This is a genomic window from Xanthomonas sp. NCPPB 1067, from assembly GCF_020783795.1.
GTDB classification, from domain to species: domain Bacteria; phylum Pseudomonadota; class Gammaproteobacteria; order Xanthomonadales; family Xanthomonadaceae; genus Xanthomonas; species Xanthomonas melonis.
This window is the reverse complement of record NZ_JAJGQG010000021.1, coordinates 1-15,630: the sequence shown is the minus strand read 5'-3', so window position 1 is coordinate 15,630 and position 15,630 is coordinate 1. Positions and strand designations below refer to the sequence as shown.

14 protein-coding genes, 1 tRNA gene and 1 other RNA gene are annotated in these 15,630 nt (G+C 68.5%); 8 read left to right on the top strand and 8 right to left on the bottom strand.

What is annotated here, in order from left to right; all coding sequences use genetic code 11:
• Positions 1-84: 84 nt before the first annotated feature.
• From LL962_RS15110 to LL962_RS15090, 5 genes are read right to left on the bottom strand one after another with little or no spacing between them, the layout of a single operon-like run.
• Positions 85-993, bottom strand: a complete 909-nt coding sequence (locus LL962_RS15110) for a dihydrodipicolinate synthase family protein (RefSeq protein ID WP_104587483.1) — start codon at positions 991-993, stop codon at positions 85-87.
• Positions 990-2,303: an NAD(P)/FAD-dependent oxidoreductase gene (locus tag LL962_RS15105; protein ID WP_228317498.1), complete on the bottom strand. Its 1,314-nt coding sequence runs from the start codon at positions 2,301-2,303 to the stop codon at positions 990-992. Before LL962_RS15105 ends, LL962_RS15110 begins: the two co-directional genes overlap by 4 nt.
• Positions 2,296-2,544: a 2Fe-2S iron-sulfur cluster-binding protein gene (locus LL962_RS15100; RefSeq protein ID WP_104587485.1), complete on the bottom strand. Its 249-nt coding sequence runs from the start codon at positions 2,542-2,544 to the stop codon at positions 2,296-2,298. The genes LL962_RS15105 and LL962_RS15100 overlap by 8 nt, the downstream gene beginning before the upstream one ends.
• Positions 2,541-3,818 (bottom strand): NAD(P)/FAD-dependent oxidoreductase, encoded by a 1,278-nt coding sequence (locus tag LL962_RS15095; protein ID WP_228317497.1) that lies wholly within the window; start codon positions 3,816-3,818, stop codon positions 2,541-2,543. The genes LL962_RS15100 and LL962_RS15095 overlap by 4 nt, the downstream gene beginning before the upstream one ends.
• Positions 3,818-4,756 carry a proline racemase family protein gene (locus LL962_RS15090; protein ID WP_104587487.1) on the bottom strand — a complete coding sequence of 313 codons (939 nt, stop codon included), beginning with the start codon at positions 4,754-4,756 and terminating at the stop codon, positions 3,818-3,820. Before LL962_RS15090 ends, LL962_RS15095 begins: the two co-directional genes overlap by 1 nt.
• Positions 4,757-4,917: 161 nt before the next feature.
• On the opposite strand from LL962_RS15090, the gene LL962_RS15085 reads away from it, so the two are divergent.
• The 5 genes from LL962_RS15085 to LL962_RS15065 all read left to right on the top strand — a co-directional run bounded on the left by LL962_RS15085 (position 4,918) and on the right by LL962_RS15065 (position 9,391).
• Positions 4,918-5,634 (top strand): AraC family transcriptional regulator, encoded by a 717-nt coding sequence (locus LL962_RS15085; RefSeq protein WP_228317496.1) that lies wholly within the window; start codon positions 4,918-4,920, stop codon positions 5,632-5,634.
• A gap of 275 nt (positions 5,635-5,909) precedes the next feature.
• Complete coding sequence (gene ftsY, locus LL962_RS15080) at positions 5,910-7,553, top strand: signal recognition particle-docking protein FtsY (RefSeq protein WP_228317495.1); 1,644 nt, start codon at positions 5,910-5,912, stop codon at positions 7,551-7,553.
• Positions 7,554-7,912: 359 nt separating this feature from the next.
• Positions 7,913-7,988, top strand: a non-coding RNA gene (locus LL962_RS15075) — sX9 sRNA.
• Positions 7,989-8,019: 31 nt separating this feature from the next.
• Entirely contained in the window at positions 8,020-9,093 is a 1,074-nt protein-coding gene (gene mutY / locus LL962_RS15070) for an A/G-specific adenine glycosylase (protein ID WP_228317494.1), read from the top strand.
• A gap of 19 nt (positions 9,094-9,112) precedes the next feature.
• Positions 9,113-9,391, top strand: a complete 279-nt coding sequence (locus LL962_RS15065; protein WP_104587491.1) for an oxidative damage protection protein — start codon at positions 9,113-9,115, stop codon at positions 9,389-9,391.
• A gap of 390 nt (positions 9,392-9,781) precedes the next feature.
• On the opposite strand, the gene LL962_RS15060 is transcribed toward LL962_RS15065, so the two are convergent.
• The 3 genes from LL962_RS15060 to LL962_RS15050 all read right to left on the bottom strand — a co-directional run bounded on the left by LL962_RS15060 (position 9,782) and on the right by LL962_RS15050 (position 12,306).
• Positions 9,782-11,404 carry a hybrid sensor histidine kinase/response regulator gene (locus LL962_RS15060; RefSeq protein WP_228317493.1) on the bottom strand — a complete coding sequence of 541 codons (1,623 nt, stop codon included), beginning with the start codon at positions 11,402-11,404 and terminating at the stop codon, positions 9,782-9,784.
• A gap of 400 nt (positions 11,405-11,804) precedes the next feature.
• Positions 11,805-12,080 (bottom strand): hypothetical protein, encoded by a 276-nt coding sequence (locus LL962_RS15055; protein WP_104587639.1) that lies wholly within the window; start codon positions 12,078-12,080, stop codon positions 11,805-11,807.
• A 150-nt stretch (positions 12,081-12,230) separates the two neighbouring features.
• Positions 12,231-12,306 (bottom strand) — tRNA-Phe (locus LL962_RS15050).
• Between the two features lie 178 nt (positions 12,307-12,484).
• On the opposite strand from LL962_RS15050, the gene LL962_RS15045 reads away from it, so the two are divergent.
• From LL962_RS15045 to LL962_RS15035, 3 genes are all read left to right on the top strand, one after another.
• Positions 12,485-13,021, top strand: coding sequence for a lipocalin family protein (locus tag LL962_RS15045; RefSeq protein WP_228317492.1), 537 nt, complete (start codon positions 12,485-12,487; stop codon positions 13,019-13,021).
• Between the two features lie 88 nt (positions 13,022-13,109).
• A complete protein-coding gene (locus tag LL962_RS15040) occupies positions 13,110-13,586 on the top strand; it encodes an LEA type 2 family protein (RefSeq protein ID WP_104587546.1) in 477 nt (158 codons plus the stop codon).
• Positions 13,587-13,622: 36 nt separating this feature from the next.
• A complete protein-coding gene (locus LL962_RS15035; protein ID WP_228317491.1) occupies positions 13,623-15,416 on the top strand; it encodes an acyl-CoA dehydrogenase C-terminal domain-containing protein in 1,794 nt (597 codons plus the stop codon).
• Positions 15,417-15,630: the final 214 nt, after the last annotated feature.

Here is a 15,630-nt window from a genome sequence, read left to right as displayed (position 1 = left end):
ATGCGGCCACCGTGCAGGCAGCGGCGCCCCGACGCCACCTGCCGACAGCGCGTGGCATCGCGCAGCGTCGTGTTGGCTGCGCGCTCACGCCAGCCTGGGCGCATGCGCGATGGCGTGGTCGATCACCTTCAACGCCGCCTCGCGTTCGGCACCGGCCACCACCAACCGGGGCGCGCGCACATGTTCGCTGCCCATGCCCACTTTCGCCTGCACCAGCTTGATCAACTGCACGAAGGTGGGCACGGTATCCAGGCGCAGCAACGGCAGGAACCAGTTGTACAGCTCCCTGGCGGCGGGGTAACCGCCATCGCGGGCCAGTTCGAACAGGCGCACCGATTCCTCCGGATACGCATTGACCAGGCCGGCGATCCAGCCCTTGGCACCCATGCTCAGGCCTTCGACGATGGCATCGTCCATGCCCACCAGCAGCGCCAGACGATCGCCCAGCAATTCCTGCAGTGCGGCGAAGCGGCGCACGTCGCCGGAGGATTCCTTCACTGCCTGCAGGTTCGGGAATTCGCCGGCCAGCTCGGCGATCTGCGCCGGGCCGAAGTCGGTCTTGTAGGCCACCGGATTGTTGTACAGGATCACCGGCAGGTCGGTTGCGCCGATCACCGCACGCACATGCGCGCCCATCTCACGCCAGTCGGTGGAGTACACGTACGGCGGCAGCACCATCAAGCCGCCGCAGCCGATCTCCTTGGCCGCCTTGGCCAGCGCCACCGCCTCGCCGGTGGCCAGGCTGGCGATGCCCGGCACCACCGGCACGCGGCCGTTCAATGCCGCCACCAGCGTGCGCAGGATGGCCAGCTTGTCGTCCACGCTCAAGGTGGCCGCCTCGCCCAACGAGCCCAGCGGCACGATCGCGGTGCAGCCGGCATCCACCAGCTGGTTGGCGTGCTTGCCCAGGAAGTCGTGGTCGATCGCGCCATCGGCGGTGAAAGGGGTGGTGATGGCCGGCAATACGCCGTGCCAGAACGCAGCAATGCTCATGGAAGATTCCCTTGCGAGTCGGAAGTGAAGGAGTCGGCCAGCGCCGCGAGGCGGACCGGGAACAACGGCGGCCGGCGGCCGGCATCGGTGGAAAGCGCAGGCAGGCAACGGCCCAATTCGGTCAGTGCAGTGCCGCAGATGCGGCCCTGGCAGGCGCCCATGCCGCAACGCGAAGCCAGCTTGGCGTCGCGCGCATCGTTGAAGTTGTCCAGCGCGCCCAGCGGCACGTCTTCGCAACGGCAGACCAGCGTATCGGCCTGCGCCAGCGCATGGATGCGCCGGTCCAGGGCGAACTGCCGCTGCAACAACGCAGCGAAGGCGCGCGCCGTGTGTCGACGTGCCTGCAGGCGTAGCGCATGCTCCGGCGCATCGGCCGCCATATGCCCGGCCATGGCGCCCTCGACCAACGCGCAGTCGCGTCCACCGATCCCGCAGGCTTCGCCAGCGGCGAATACCTGCACGACGCTGGTGCGCAGCAGTGCATCCACCTGCACCTGCTGGTGCGCGCCGCACGCCTGCAACTGGCAGCCCAGCAATTGCGCAAGCTCGACGTTGGGCACCAGGCCATAGCCCACCGACAATTGGTCGCAGGCGATGCGCGTACGGCCGGCAGGCCCGTCGAGTTCCACTTCGCGCAGGTGCGTGTCGCCATGTGCGGCAACGACGATGCTGCCGGCGCGGTACGCCACCGCGCGCAGCTGCAGGCGCAAGGCGGCCGCCTGCGCCGCCTTGCCCGGCCAGCGCCACAACTGCAGCGCGAACCGGCGCAACGCGGCGGCCGAGCTCTGTTCGTGAATGCCGAGCACCTGCGCGCCATGCCGCTGCAAGGTGGCCGCGCTGGCCAGCAGCAAGGGGCCGCTCCCGGCCACCAGCACCCGCTTGCCGGCCAGCGGCCAGCCCTGTTTGGCCAAGGCCTGCGCCGCGCCCGCGCCGGTGACGCCGGGCAGGGTCCATCCCGGAAACGGCAGCAGCAGCTCGCGCGCGCCGGTCGCCAGCACCAACGCGGCGTAATGCAATTGCAGCGCGCCCCCCGGGCCGTCGGCCAGCAGCCAGCCCGGCTGCGCCAGCACGATCTGGGTCTGTGTCAGCAGCGTGATCGCGGCGTTGTCGCACACCTGCCGCAACAACGCGCGCGCCGCATGCGGTGCGCCGTAGCGCACATCGCGGCGCCACACCTGGCCGCCCGCGCGCGGCTGCATGTCCACCACGCCCACGCGCGCGCCATGGCCGGCAGCCGCTCGCGCTGCGGCCAGTCCGGCCGGACCGGCACCGATCACCAACACGTCGAAGCGCTGGACCGGATCAGCCATCGGTGCGCACCTGCATGCCATCACGCGCCTCCACCAGGCAGGCGCGCTGCTGGCCGATCCCGTCGATCCGCACCCGGCATTCGAAACACACGCCCATGCCGCAGAGCGGTGCGCGCGGTTGCCCGCCGCTGGACCGACGAAACTGCAGCGTGGCCTGCGCCACCGCGGCCGCCACGCTGGCGCCAGCCGGCACCTCCACCGGCTGCGCATCCACCTGCAGGCGCACCGTGGTCGCGCTCATGCCAGCTGCCCCTGCAGCGCCCGCACCGGCGCGTAAGGCGTCGGGTCGATGACCGGCGTGCGCCCGAGCAGGCTGTCCACGATCACCCGTGCGCTCCCCAGCGCCGTGGTGACGCCCAGTCCCTCGTGTCCCGCCGCCACCCACACATCGCGCCGGCCGGGCACCGCCCCAAGATACGGCCGCCCGTCGGGCGTGGCTGGACGCAGACCGGTCCACACGCGGATCGCCTGCAGTTCGCGCAGCACCGGCAGGTAGGCGAAGGCCCGCTGCAACATCCGCTGCAGCACCGGCATCGACAGCGCACGATCGGGGTCGCCGAACTGCCGCGAGGAACCGATCAGGATCTGCCCGGTCGGCCGCGGCTGCACATTGAAGGCCACGCTGGTGGCGTCGGCCCCATGCGCCGAATCGGCATAGCCCAGTTCCAGCAATTGATGCCGGATCAGGCCGGGATGGCGATCGGTGATGACCAGGTGGCCCTTGCGCGGGCGCAGGGGCAGCTCGGGCAACAGCTGCGGCAGCGCCACCCCACTGGCCACCAGCACCGGCCCGGCGAGCACCTGCCCATCGTCCAGACGCACCGCGTGTTCCTGCAACTGCGCCACGCGGCGGCCGGCGAACAACCGCGCGCCCGCGCTGCAGGCCAGGCCCACCAGATGCCGCGCCACCCGCGGTGGATACACCACGGCTTCGTCCGGTACCCGCATGCCGCCGGCCAGACCGGGTGCCAACTGCGGCTCCAAAGCGTACAGCTGCTGCGTATCGACGGCCTGCGCCTGCAGTCCGGCGTCCGCCAGCCGGGCGATCTTGGCCGGCACCGCCGCCAGTTCGCGTGCATCGCGCGCCACCCACAGCGTGCCGCAACGGCTGAACTCGGCGTCCTCGAGGTGCGCGAAGCGCTCCCAAAGACGCAGCGAATACGCCGACAACGCCAGCTCGGCCGGATCGTCGTCCATCGCCACCAGATGCCCCATCGCCGCTGCCGTGGAGCCGCCCCCGATCGGCCCCGGCTCGACGATCGCCACCCGCAAGCCCTCGCTCGCGGCGGCCTCGGCGCAGGCGGCACCGACGATGCCGGCGCCGATCACGATCAGGTCGTAGCTGCGTCGCGTGGAAGCGGCCGAAGAAGCGGATGAGGATGTGGGAGCGACGCCTACTGCCGGCGCGGAGGTCGACGCAGGCTGCCCCACGGACGCCCCGGACATCGCCGCAGACACCGCAACTGCCGACGGCGTGGCCGACGCAACCACCGGCGTGGGCCGCACGGCCTCCATCAGGCCACGATGCCCCAGGCGAACGGATCGGCCGGGTCGATGACCAGCTGCGAGCGCGCGGTGATGTACGCCCGTCCGCTAATGCGCGGCGCAATGCCGCGCCCGCTCAGGCGGTAGCTGCCTTCGAAGGCGCTGCCCAGAATGCCCTGCTGCACCCAGCGCTCGCCTTCGTCCAGCTTGCCGTCGGCGGCCAGGCAGGCCAGCTTGGCGCTGGTGCCGGTGCCGCAGGGTGAGCGGTCGTAGGCCAGCCCCGGGCACAGCACGAAATTGCGCGCCACGCCCGAGCCGTCCGGAGCGAGCCCATTGACCTCGATATGGTCGATCTCGCCCCCCGCCTCGCCGGTGATGCCGGCTGCCTGCAAGGCCAGCCGGACCGCTTCGGTGTAAGCGGTCAGCTCGCGCTGATGCGCCAGGTCCAGCACGCACGGCGCCTGTTCGGTGATGAAGAACCAGTTGCCGCCCCAGGCCACATCGCCACGCACCCGCCCGTACCCCGGCACCTCCACTTCCACGCCAGCGGCCAGACGGTAACTCTCGACGTTGTCCACCCACACCGTGCCGTCGGCGGCCAGCTCCACCCCCACGGTGCCGACCGGGGTTTCGATGCGGTGCTGGCCGGGCGCGATGCGCCCCAGCTCGGCCAGGGTACGCACCACGCCGATGGTGCCGTGGCCACACATTCCCAGATAGCCCACGTTATTGAAGAAGATCACCCCGGCGCAGGCGCCCGGGTCGCTTGGCGGCAGCAACAGCGCGCCGACCATGGTGTCCGAACCGCGCGGCTCGCAGGCGATGGCGCTGCGCCAGCGATCGAACCCGCGGGCGAAGCGTTCGCGGCGCTGCGCCAGGTCGCCAGTGCCCAGATCGGGAAAACCGGCGAGCACCACCCGGGTGGGTTCGCCTGCGGTATGCGAGTCGATGACGTCGAGTATGTGCATGCCCCATGCTCCCACTGCCGACCCGCGAGCGACTAGCGTGCAATGCGAAGTGAAAATGCGGAAATCCGCATAATGTCCGTCGCGTTCCGCGACCGCGCGTTTACGTTAGGATCGGTGACCGGTCGCACCTGTCGTGCGGCCGTCAATCTGCGATCGCCACCATGACCCCGATGGACCTCAATCTTCCCGCGCTGGAAATGCAGACGCTGTTCGACGCGCTGCCGGACGTGGTGTTCTTCATCAAGGATGGGCAGGGCCGCTACACCCATTGCAACCTCACCCTGGTGCGTCGGCTCGGGCGCAAGCTGCGCAGCGAGATCATCGGCCAGTCGCCACTGGAAGTGTTTCCGTTGCCGCTGGGCGGCAGCTACATGATGCAGGACCGCCGCGTGCTGCTTGGCGAGCTCATCGACAACCAGCTGGAAGTGCATCTGTACCCCAACCGGCTGCCCGGCTGGTGCCTGACCTTCAAGCGCCCGTTGTGCGAGGCCAACGAGGTGATCGGCGTGGTCGGCATCTCGCGCGACCTGGGCCAGCCCGACAGCCGTCACTCGGCCTACGAACGCCTGAGCCAGGTGATGGATCACATGCAGAACAACTTCGGCGACAACCTGCGCGTGCAGGCATTGGCCGATCTGGCCGGGCTGTCGGTGGCGCAGCTGGAGCGGCATTTCCGCCGCGTGTTCCAGGTCACTCCGCAGCAATTGCTGACCAAGCTGCGTATCGAATCGGCGATGCGGCTGCTGTACGGCGACGACAGCATCGCCAGCATCGGCCAGCGCTGCGGCTTCGCCGACCAGAGCGCATTCGCGCGCCAGTTCAAGGCCACCGTGGGCATGACACCGCGCGATTACCGCGCGCTCAAGGGCCAGTTGTAAGCGCACGCGCAGACCGCCCAGGCATGGCGGCTGCGCGCGCTCCCCCGGTCCCCTATGCCCGTTGCGACCCGGCGGCGCCGGCATAACCGCGCGCTTGCCGCTGCCAGTCTGCCGCAAGCCCCCTGACACACGCTGCCACAAATGCAGAATTCGGCAGCATGGCCGACATCGGCGAGGGGCGCCTCCAGAGCCTGCGACCGGGCGTGGCGACGATCGCGTCAGGGTCGGCCGACACCCGGATGGTAGACTCCCGGGTTTCCCCCACTGCGTTGCCAATGGCCAGCTTTTTCCGCCGCAACAAGCCAACTTCGCCCGACAGCGCGCGCACCTCGCGTTACAGCCTGGAAGAACTGGCAGCCGCATTCCCCACCGCGCCTGCCGAAGCCACGCCGCCCCCTGCGCAACCCGGCACAGCGCCGGCTGCACAGCCCGCCCCCGCACCTGTCCCGGCGGCCAGCGAGACACCCGCTCCTCCGGCGCACTCCACCGCTGCGCCGGCAGCCACGCCAGCCGATCAGTTGGCCCGCGACATCGCCGCGCGCACCGGCCAGGCACAAAGCGTCGCCGCCGTACCGAGCGCACCGCCCCCCGCGGCCACGCCCGCACCGTCTGCCCTGCAGGCACTGCCGGATCCTGCACCGACCGCCCCGACCAGTGCGCCGACGCCGGTGGTGGTTGCACCGGTCGTGATCCCGGGCCACGCGGCTGCGCCGCCGCCCACGGACGCAGCACCGGCGGCCGGCGCGCCGGTGCAGCCGGCAGAGCCCGCTCCGCCGCTCCTGGCGCCTGCCCCGCCCGCTGCCATCCCACCGGTCACGGCACCGCCGGCCATCGTGCCGCCAGCCGCCGCACCAGATCCATTGGCATCGCCAGCCGCCGCGCCCGCTGCAGGCGCGACGCCGGCGGTCACTGCCCCGGCCATCGTCAGCAGCCCGGCGCCGTCCCTTCAGGACACCGACAACGGCGCCGGCGCGCGCGACGCACTGCCTGCGGCGGCGGCCGGCAAACCCGGCTGGCGCGAGCGTCTGCGCAACAGCAGCTTCGCACGCAGCTTCGGCGGCCTGTTCTCGCGCAATCCCAAGCTCGACGACGACCTGCTCGACGAGATCGAAACCGCGCTGATCACCGCCGACGTCGGTATCGGCGCCACCACCGCCCTGGTCGAAGGCCTGCGCAAGCGCATGAAGTCGCGCGAATTCGCCGACGCACAGGCGCTGTTCAAGGCCTTGCGCACCGACCTCATCGCGCTGCTGCAGCCGGTCTCCAAGCCGCTGGTCATCGACCGCTCGCTCAAGCCGTTCGTGGTACTCACCGTCGGCGTCAATGGCGTCGGCAAGACCACTACCATCGGCAAGCTGGCCAAACGCTTCAAGGACGAGGGCAATAGCCTGATGCTGGCTGCCGGCGACACCTTCCGCGCCGCCGCAGTGGCGCAGCTGCAGGCCTGGGGCGACCGCAATGGCGTGGCCGTGATCGCGCAGGGCCAGAATGCCGACGCCGCGTCGGTGGCCTTCGATGCCCTGCAGGCGGCCAAGGCGCGCAGCACCGACGTCTTGATCGCCGACACCGCCGGACGCCTGCACACCCAGACCGGGCTGATGAACGAGCTGGGCAAGATCCGCCGCGTGCTCGGCAAGATCGACGCCGCCGCCCCGCACGAAGTGCTGATGGTGATCGACGGCACCACCGGTCAGAACGCCATCTCGCAGCTGCGCCAGTTCCATGCGGCGGTCGGCGTCACCGGCCTGGTGGTGACCAAGCTCGATGGCACTGCCAAGGGGGGTGTGGTGTTCGCGCTCGCCCGCGAATTCGGCATTCCGATCCGCTTCGCCGGCATCGGCGAGCGCCCGGAAGATCTGCGCGTGTTCGACCCGGTCGCGTTCGTCGACGCCTTGCTGCCGGAAGCCCTGGGCGGCTGATCGAAAGCCGGGACCCGGGACCCGGGACCCGGAGCAGCGGCCGCAATCCGCGCAACCGCACCACTGCCGTCACGTCGGGCGGGCTGCGCGCGTGATGGGCATCGGGGGATACGGCGAGGCGGCGCCACGACATCGTCGTGGCTCGGCATATCGGGCCACGCGGCGCGATCACGCTGCCGGTGCGCTGGGATCGTTGTGCGAGAAGGGCGCCCTCCGCGACGTGGTCGGGCAGACCATGATGGCCGCCGAGGTGCGCGATCGTTGGGTCTTGCGCTTTCGCTGTCGCTCCTGAGCACGCCTCAGAGGCCAACAGAACGACTGCGTTCACCGGGCGGGCGCGGCCGCTGCTCGGAATCGGCATGGACCACTCGTACACTGCGGTTGCTCCGCGCCGTCAACTCCCGCCTGACGACTGCTTGCTACGTTCTGTTCGCCGCTCTTCCTCCCGTCCCAGCCAGCAGACCCCATGCCAGCCGATCAAGCCGCTCCCACTGCCGACGCCTTTGTCGATCGCCTGCTGCACTGGTTCGACGACCACGGTCGCCACGATCTGCCCTGGCAACATCCGCGCACGCCATACCGGGTGTGGCTGTCGGAAATCATGCTGCAGCAGACCCAGGTCGCGGTGGTCGTTCCGTATTTCCAGAAGTTCGTCGCCCGCTTTCCGACCCTGGCCGACCTGGCTGCAGCCGACAACGACACCGTGATGGCGCACTGGGCCGGGCTGGGCTATTACGCACGCGCACGCAATCTGCATGCCGCTGCCAAGCAATGCGTCGCCCTGCACGATGGCACGCTGCCACGCGACATCGATGCCTTGCTCGCGTTGCCCGGCATCGGCCGCAGCACCGCGGGCGCGATCCTCAGCCAGGCCTGGAACGACCGTTTCGCGATCATGGACGGCAACGTCAAACGCGTGCTGACGCGCTTGCACGGCATTGCCGGCTATCCCGGCCTGCCGGTCGTCGAAAAACAGCTGTGGCAACTGGCGATTGCGCATGTCGCGCACGTGCCGGCCGGCCGCCTGGCCGACTACACGCAGGCGCAGATGGATTTCGGCGCCACGCTGTGCACGCGCGCCAGACCGGCCTGCGTGCTGTGCCCGCTGCAGGACGATTGCGTGGCGCGGCGCGATGGCCTGGTGGACGCACTGCCCACGCCCAAGCCCGGCAAATCCTTGCCCGAGCGCGAAGCCACCGCCTTGCTGCTGGAGAACGCCGACAGGCAGATCCTGCTGCAGCGCCGCCCGCCGACCGGCATCTGGGCCTCGCTGTGGACGCTGCCGCAGGCCGAGACCGATCGCGGCATGCGCGCATGGTTCGACGAACACGTCGATGGCAGCTACGACCGCGCCGACGCAATGCCGCTGATCGTGCACACCTTCAGCCATTACCGGCTGCATCTGCAGCCCTTGCGCATCCGCAAGGTCGCGCTGCGCGCGGCGGTGCGCGACAATGACGATCTACGCTGGGTGGCTCAGGCCGAGCTCGCATCGCTAGGCCTGCCCGCACCGATCCGCAAGCTGCTCGCTACGCTCTGATCGCTTTGAAGGAAATCGCATGTCCCGCACCGTGTTCTGCCAGTACCAGCAATGCGATACCGAAGGTCTGGAGTTCGTGCCCTATCCCGGCGAGCTCGGCCAGCGCGTGTTCGCGCACATCGGCAAGAGCGGCTGGCAGGCATGGCTGGCGCATCAGACCATGCTGATCAACGAAAACCGCCTGTCTCCGCGCGATCCCAAGCACCGCGCCTTTCTGGAAGCAGAGCTGCAGAAGTTCCTGTTCGAGCGCAACGCCGACAAACCCGAAGGCTACGTGGCGCCACTCGGCGAGGAATGATTGCAGCGGGTCGGAGCCGGCGATGCGTGACGCGCCGAGGGTTTCCCCGGCTGCCGCATGACCGCACGATCTCGATGCCCCGCGGGTGAGCGGGCCGATCGCAAGCCGCCGTACCAGCCACCTGCGATCACGTGAGACACAACTGACCTGGCGCGCGTCGGCACCGCATCGAACCATCGACGGCAATGCGCTCGAAGGCCCTGTGCAGCGCATGCCGCTCGCGGTCATGCCGACGTCCGGTCCTGCGCGCAGACGGCCCCCTCGGCAAGCAGTGCGTGGTCCGGCCCGTGACCCCACACCTCGCGCACGCTCGCCAGCCATCGTGCGCTGCACGCGATGTCGTGCAGCGCAGCGCGCAGCGCAACCTTCCCGCCGCACGGCAGTGCCGGCTCAGCCCACGCCGGTCGGCCCATCCAGCAGCATGCGGATACGCTTGAGCAATTCCTTCTGCGTGTACGGCTTGTTGACCACGTCGAATTCCGCTCCACCCACGTCGGTGCGCTGGATGCTGGCATCGGCATAGCCGGTGGTCAGCAGCACCTTGATCCGCGGCAGCATGCGCCGAGCCTCGCGCGCCAGCATCACCCCGTTCATGCCGCCGGGCATGATCAGGTCGGTGAACACGGCGTCCACGTCCGGGTGCTGCTGCAGCAGTTCGATCGCCTCACGGCCGCTGGACGCCGACAGGATGCGGTAGCCCGCGCTCTCCAGGAACATCTTGGCCACCACCGCCACGTCCTGCTTGTCCTCGACCACCAGAATGGTCTCGCTGCCGCCTTTGTCGATCGCGCGCGCCTTGACCGCCTGCAGATCGTTTTCGAACTCGTCGGAGGCGGGAAAGTACAGCCGCACGGTCGTGCCTTCGCCCACTTCGCTGTAGATGCGCACGGTGCCACCGGACTGCTTGACGAACCCGTACACCATCGACAATCCCAGGCCGGTGCCCTGGCCCTCTTCCTTGGTGGTGAAGAACGGTTCCATGACGCGGCTGGACACCTCCGGCGGCATGCCCACGCCGGTATCGCTGACGGCGATGCTCACGTAACGGCCGGGCGCCAGCTGGTGATACATGGCCAGATCGTGGCTGGTGATCTCCACGTTCTGGGTCTGCACGGTGACTTCCTTGCGCTCGGCGTTCGCCATCGCATCGCGGGCATTGATCAGCACGTTCAGCAGCGCGACTTCCGCCTGGGTGGTATCGATCTGGCAATTCCACAGGCCCTCCTCCAGCGACTGCCGCAGGCTGATCCCGCCACCCAGCGCGCGCTCGGCCATGTTGGTCATGCCGGCCACCAGACCATTGAGGTTGACCACCCGGCCGCGCAGCTTCTGCTTGCGCGAGAACGCCAGCAGCTGCTGGGTCAGGGTGGCCGCCTTGGCTGCAGCGGCCGCCGCGTGTTCGGCGCTGAAGGCGATCCGATCGGCAGCACCGCCGCACTTGCCCGACATCATCTGGATCACTTCCAGGTGCCCGGACATCACCTGCAGCAGATTATTGAAATCGTGCGCGATGCCGCCGGTCAATTGCCCCAGCGCTTCCATCTTCTGCGCCTGGCGCAGCGCGTCCTCGGCATCACGGCGGCGGCTGACGTCCAGCTGCGACCCGAAGAAATACACCAGGTTGCCTTGCTGATCGAACACCGGCGAGATGAACAGCGCATTCCAGAACGACGAACCGTCCTTGCGGTAGTTCAGCACCTCGGTGGCGAATTCGCGGCGGTTGTCGATGGACTCGCGCACGTCCTGCACGCTGGCCGGATCGGTGTCCGGCCCCTGCAGGAACCGGCAGTTGTTGCCGATGATCTCCTCGGCCGAATAACCGGTCATTTCCAGGAAGGCACGATTGGCGAACACGATCGGATTGTCCGGCAGGTGCGGATCGGTGACCGTCATCGGCATCCGCGTGGTTTCCACCGCGGCAAAAAAGATATCCGATCGGCGCTCGTCCACGGGCAGAGCGCTGGTATCGCTGATATGGGGAGCCCGTGGCTGTCCGTGACGGGAATCGTTCAAGTGCTGTTCTCCGCGGGACCGTTCCCGTGGCGTCAGTCTAGTAGAGGGCGGTGATGCGCTCCCTCACATTCATGCACGTTCCCCGTATGCAGCCGCACGGCGATGCAACCGAAACGCAGGTCGCCTGCCTCGGCCCATCGCTACGCGGACATGATGAACACGCGCCGCTGCCGTGCGCGCCCCACGCGCGTGCATGGCCGGAAGGCGACGGTCAACGCTGACGGCACGCCACGTCGAAACGGCACGCCGGCGGCGAACGAGCCGATCAGTCCACGCACGATTGCCAAACGACACTGCGAAGGCCCGCGGCATCACGCCTGCAATGCTGTCGCCATGACGACGAGTGGGCAGACTGTACGCAGCGAGGTTCGGCCGGCCAGGACAATGCGACGCGCGGCGCTCAGCTTCCTGCGGTTTCGCAGGCCCGGTATTCCTTCGGATCCAGAAACTCCGCAAGGCACGACCCCACCCTCAGTGCCTGTTCGCGCGCATCGCCGCGGTACTCGCCCTCGCCTGCACCCTCGATCGTGGCGATCGGCGCGGTGCGATCGCGGTGGTAGACGAATGCCGTCGACATCCACAGCGTCTGACCGGGGGCCTGGCTCTCCATCGTCTCCACGCGGAACTCACCGCAATAGCCGTGGATCAAGGTACGTCGAAGGGTCTTGTGCGTCATGCCGAAAAGTATCTCCACGCGCATTTGAAGACCACGTGCAAACCCTGCGCCGACCTGTTGTCGCAGGTGGGAGCACGCTCCTGTCGATGCAGGGAATTGCGTGGGAGGCAGCGCCAAGGCCGAATACACTTGCGCTGCATGACGATGAAATGGTGGCCGAGGACGGAATCGAACCGCCGACACGGGGATTTTCAATCCCCTGCTCTACCAACTGAGCTACTCGGCCACTGTCGCAACATGCTGCCTGCGTTGCGAGGACGCGCATCATAGCGAGCAGCCGCACTTTGGGCAAGCGTTGTGACGAAGTTTGTTGTGCGCCCGCCTTCCGCCCCGATTCCTGGGACCGGTTCACGCCGCGTGGCAGGGTCCATGGCCTAGCCTGCGCGCGTCCACCGGAGATCGCCATGCGCCTGCCTCGCCTGCTGTTGTCGTGCCTTGTCCTGTTGCCATCGGCGGCGTTTGCGCAGCAGCCGGTGCGCGCGGTGACGCAGCTGGAGATCTCGCGCTATGCCGGGCAGTGGCATGAAATCGCGCACCTGCCGGTGTCGTTCCAGAAGAAGTGCCGCAGCGACATCACCGCCAGCTACACGCTGCGCGACGATGGGCTGATCGGGGTCCGCAATGGCTGCCGCACCGCCGACGGCACGCTGGCCCAGGCCGACGGAGTGGCGCGTCCGGTCGAAGGCCACCCCGGCCAGTTGCAGGTCCGTTTCGCGCCCGAGTGGCTGAGCTGGTTACCGCTGGTGTGGGCCGATTACTGGGTGATCGCCCTCGATCCGGAATATCAATGGGCGATGGTCGGCGAGCCGGATCGCAACTACCTGTGGATCCTGTCGCGTTCGCCGCAGATGGAACGCGCCCGGTTCGAGCAGCTCAAGGCGCAGGCCGCGCAGATGGGCTACGACCTGTCACCACTGATCGTGGCCGCACCGCTGCGCTGACTCTCCACGGCCCGCCCGGCGGCCGCGCGGCGATGCCCATACTGCGTAGTATTCTTGGCACCGTCTCGTCCGCCAAGGATTCCGCCGCATGCGTCGTGTCTCTCGTCTCCTGATCGTGTCGCTGGCCTGCGGCCTGCTGCTGAGCGCCTGCGGCGGCGCGGTCCGCCGCGTGTCCGAGCCGGCCGCCAGCATCCAGCAGCTCACCGTGCGCGCCGACGGCTCCTGGTCGCTCGACCTGCGCCTGCAGAACTACAGCAGCATCCCGATGCAGTTCGAACGCGTGGCGCTGGACATCTCTGCAGGCGATCAATTGGCCGGCAAGCTCGACCAGACGGTGGGCATCTCGATCGGTCCGGAGACCGCCGATGTGGTGACGGTCAGCGTGCAACCCACCTCGCTGGGCCGGATCACCGTCGCCGACGTGCTCGCCGGCGGCCGCTCGCTGCCGTACACCCTCAAGGGCACGGTATGGGCCAGCCCGCAGGACAAGAAACAACGCGAGTTCGCGGTGCAGTCGCGCAACACGCTCAGCCCGGCCCCCGGCCTCGACGGCGTGCTGCGCTGACGCGCACGCCCTCCCCCAATCTTCGAAGGATTTCGCATGAGCAGCTACACCGCCCCGCTGACCGAGTTCCGCTTCGCCCTGCACGATGTCCTGGGCGCCGACGCCCTGTTCGCCCGGCTCGGCTATACCGAAGCCAGCGCCGACATCATCGATGCCGTGCTCGAGGAGGCCGGCCGTTTCACCAGCCAGGTGCTGGCACCGCTGAACAGCGTCGGCGACGAGATCGGCTGCGCGTTCGACAAGGGCAGCCATGCGGTGACCACGCCGCCAGGCTTCCGCGCCGCCTACGATCAGTTCGTCGAAGGCGGCTGGAACGGGCTGACCGCAGAGCCGGAGTTCGGTGGCCAGGGCATGCCGCATCTGCTGGGCGTGCCACTGAACGAAATGATCAACTCGGCCAACCTGGCCTGGGGCAATTTCCCGCTGCTCTCGCACGGCGCCACCGAGGCGCTGCGCCAGCATGGCGAGGCCTGGCAACAGCAGGTGTTCCTCAAGCCGCTGATCGATGGCCGCTGGACCGGCACCATGTGCCTGACCGAGCCGCACTGCGGCACCGACCTCGGCCTGCTCAAGACCCGCGCCGAGCCCAACGCGGACGGCAGCTACGCCATCACCGGCACCAAGATCTTCATCACCGCCGGCGAGCACGACCTCACCGACAACATCGTGCATCTGGTGTTGGCCAAGTTGCCCGACGCCCCCGCCGGCGCCAAGGGCATCTCGCTGTTCGTCACCCCCAAGTTCAAGGTGGGCCGCGACGGCGTGGTGGGCGAGCGCAATGCGCTGCATTGCGGTTCGATCGAGCACAAGATGGGCATCAAGGGATCGGTGACCTGCGTGATGAATTTCGAGGGTGCCCAGGGCTACCTGGTCGGTCAGCCGCACAAGGGGCTGCAGGCCATGTTCACGATGATGAACACGGCCCGCCTGAGCGTGGGATTGCAGGGGATCGGCCTGTCCGAGCGCGCCTACCAGAATGCGCTGCGCTATACCCGCGAGCGCCTGCAGTCGCGTGCACTCAGCGGCGCCAAGGCGCCCGACAAGCCGGCCGACCCGATCATCGTGCACCCGGATGTGCGGCGCATGCTGCTGACCATCAAGGCCTTGACCGAAGGCAGCCGCCTGCTGGCACTGCACGCGGCCAGCCTGGTCGACGTGGCCCACCGCGGCGCCAGCGAGCAGGAACGTGCCGACGCAGAAACGCTGGTGAGCTTCCTCACCCCCATCTCCAAGGCCTGCCAGACCGAGTGGTCGATCGAGAACACCTACCACGCACTGCAGTGTTTCGGCGGCCACGGCTATATCCGCGAGTACGGCATGGAGCAACTGGCGCGCGATGCCCGCATCACCACCATCTACGAAGGCACCACCGGCATCCAGGCGCTGGACCTGATCGGCCGCAAGACCGCCGCCAGCCAGGCTGCCGGGCTGAAGCTGTTCCTGGCCGATCTGGACACCTTCGCCAAGGCACAGGAAGGCAATGCCGCGCTGGCCGAGTTCATCAAACCATTGCGCGACAAGGCCAGCGAGTGGGCCATGCTGACCCGCGACGTGCTCGACCGCGCCGCACGCAACCCCGACGAGCTGGGCGCGGCCAGTTACGACTACCTGTTCTATTCCGGCTATGTGGTGCTGGCCTATTGGTGGGCACGTAGCGTGGCAGCGGCCGATGCCTCCGCGCACGGCGACGACTTCAAGCGCAGCAAGCGCGAGACCGCCCGCTTCTATTTCGCCCGCATCCTGCCGCGCACCTTGACTCACGCAGCCACGATCCGCAGCGGCGCCGCCCCGCTGATGACGCTGGAAGCGGAGCTGTTCGGCGAAGGCTGAGCCACGCACTGCGGGCCGGCTCCGCGGCAGGAGCGGACCTGCCCGCGACAAAGCCTTACCGATCGGCAAGACGTCGCGCCCAGCCGCGCGCCCCGGTCAAAAGATCGCCGGACTTCCCGCTGTCGTAGGAGCAACCTTCTTCTACCCGGCAACTTCGCGCCATGGAGTGCCGTCTCTGACCATGGCATTGAGGCGAACCAGGAGCACGCGCATG

What these genes read in the sequence shown, in the direction of transcription:
- LL962_RS15105 (WP_228317498.1), bottom strand. Translation starts at nt 2,303, where the DNA reads ATGGCTGATCCGGTCCAGCGCTTCGACGTGTTGGTGATCGGTGCCGGT.
- LL962_RS15045 (WP_228317492.1), top strand. Translation starts at nt 12,485, where the DNA reads ATGCGCCTGCCTCGCCTGCTGTTGTCGTGCCTTGTCCTGTTGCCATCG.
- ftsY (WP_228317495.1), top strand. Translation starts at nt 5,910, where the DNA reads ATGGCCAGCTTTTTCCGCCGCAACAAGCCAACTTCGCCCGACAGCGCG.
- LL962_RS15065 (WP_104587491.1), top strand. Translation starts at nt 9,113, where the DNA reads ATGTCCCGCACCGTGTTCTGCCAGTACCAGCAATGCGATACCGAAGGT.
- LL962_RS15095 (WP_228317497.1), bottom strand. Translation starts at nt 3,818, where the DNA reads ATGGAGGCCGTGCGGCCCACGCCGGTGGTTGCGTCGGCCACGCCGTCG.
- LL962_RS15110 (WP_104587483.1), bottom strand. Translation starts at nt 993, where the DNA reads ATGAGCATTGCTGCGTTCTGGCACGGCGTATTGCCGGCCATCACCACC.
- LL962_RS15035 (WP_228317491.1), top strand. Translation starts at nt 13,623, where the DNA reads ATGAGCAGCTACACCGCCCCGCTGACCGAGTTCCGCTTCGCCCTGCAC.
- LL962_RS15090 (WP_104587487.1), bottom strand. Translation starts at nt 4,756, where the DNA reads ATGCACATACTCGACGTCATCGACTCGCATACCGCAGGCGAACCCACC.
- LL962_RS15055 (WP_104587639.1), bottom strand. Translation starts at nt 12,080, where the DNA reads ATGACGCACAAGACCCTTCGACGTACCTTGATCCACGGCTATTGCGGT.
- LL962_RS15040 (WP_104587546.1), top strand. Translation starts at nt 13,110, where the DNA reads ATGCGTCGTGTCTCTCGTCTCCTGATCGTGTCGCTGGCCTGCGGCCTG.
- LL962_RS15100 (WP_104587485.1), bottom strand. Translation starts at nt 2,544, where the DNA reads ATGAGCGCGACCACGGTGCGCCTGCAGGTGGATGCGCAGCCGGTGGAG.
- mutY (WP_228317494.1), top strand. Translation starts at nt 8,020, where the DNA reads ATGCCAGCCGATCAAGCCGCTCCCACTGCCGACGCCTTTGTCGATCGC.
- LL962_RS15085 (WP_228317496.1), top strand. Translation starts at nt 4,918, where the DNA reads ATGACCCCGATGGACCTCAATCTTCCCGCGCTGGAAATGCAGACGCTG.